Genomic DNA, 1,276 nt, shown 5'->3' on the forward strand with positions numbered 1-1,276 from the left:
ATTATCCTATGATGTTCCATATTTCTTTAATAAGTATGAATGGGAGTCTTGCGAAAGTTTATCAAGTAATGAAATAGATTTAGAAATGAAATTTAAAAAAATTTCATATGCTGACTTTTTATTACAAAGAAAAATTATAGAAATATCCCTTTCTAATCAAAATGATAATCTATATAAGCTGAATACAGTAAAGGAAACAATTAATTTTCGAACTAATTTACCTACAAATAAAATAAAAGAAGCAATTACAGGGAAAATTCTTGATGGCAGTTATATATCAAAAGACGGTGATGTAGATTTTATTGGATTAAAAACAAATTGGCAAGGGGAGCTTGAGATAAACCATTTGAATAGTGGGATATATGATGGATTATTGGGAATAAGTTCATTACTGAGAAATAATGCTGATCCTAATCAGATTGAAATTATAAATAAACTCGAACAAAAAGCCTTGCAAGAAATATTAAACAAAAATAAAAATAATTATGGTTTTGTAAATGGTGTTAATGCCATTATTTCTTACTATTTAACAAATTTACCACATATAACCTCTATCGATGAAAGGGTGATATTGCAAATATTTATGGATATCAACTCCGATATTGAAAAAAATAAATATAACGATAAGCATTTTGATATATTAGGGGGTTCGGCTGGTCTAATTTTAACGGCAGTTAAGTTCTATCAAATTAATCCTAAGTATAAAATATTGCTTAAAGTGGCTGAAAATCTCGGTGACTACATTGTCAATAATATGCAAACACATGATGAATTTGTATATTGGAAAGCTCACGATACTCTAAATTTAGAAGATTCATTAAAGGGGTTTGTTCATGGATTATCAGGACAACTTCTCGCATTTTATAAGTTAAAAGAAATATTAAAAACCAATAAGTACGATAGAGTAATACATGGTATACATAAAAGTGAGAAAATGAGTATGAGTGAATATGAGTATACAGATAGCTGGTGTAAAGGGTTTAGTGGAATGGGAATATCAAGAATTAAAATTTTAGAATCATATCAAAATGAAGATATACAATCAGATTTAATCTTTTTTAAAAAACAAATCTTAAGTACATTACATGAAAATAGTGATTATTGTTTATGTCATGGTTTAATGGGGAAACTAGACTTTTTATTGGAGTTAGAAAATAGAGGTATGCTAGAGAGAAATGAAAAACAAATTGTTATGAAAGTAACAAATAACTTTTTGGATAATTTTGATATAGAAGATTTTAATCCCCATAAAATCGCATTATTTACAGGTTTAGGA

The 1,276-nt window shown here is 27.1% G+C and carries 1 protein-coding gene; it reads left to right on the plus strand.

Features of this window, described 5'->3' with window-relative positions:
- Positions 1 to 1,276 (plus strand): lanthionine synthetase LanC family protein (locus AC1DJR_RS30235; protein ID WP_477004285.1); only part of this gene is annotated, 1,276 nt, incomplete at both ends.

Source organism: Bacillus sp. 05T31 (assembly GCF_056396725.1).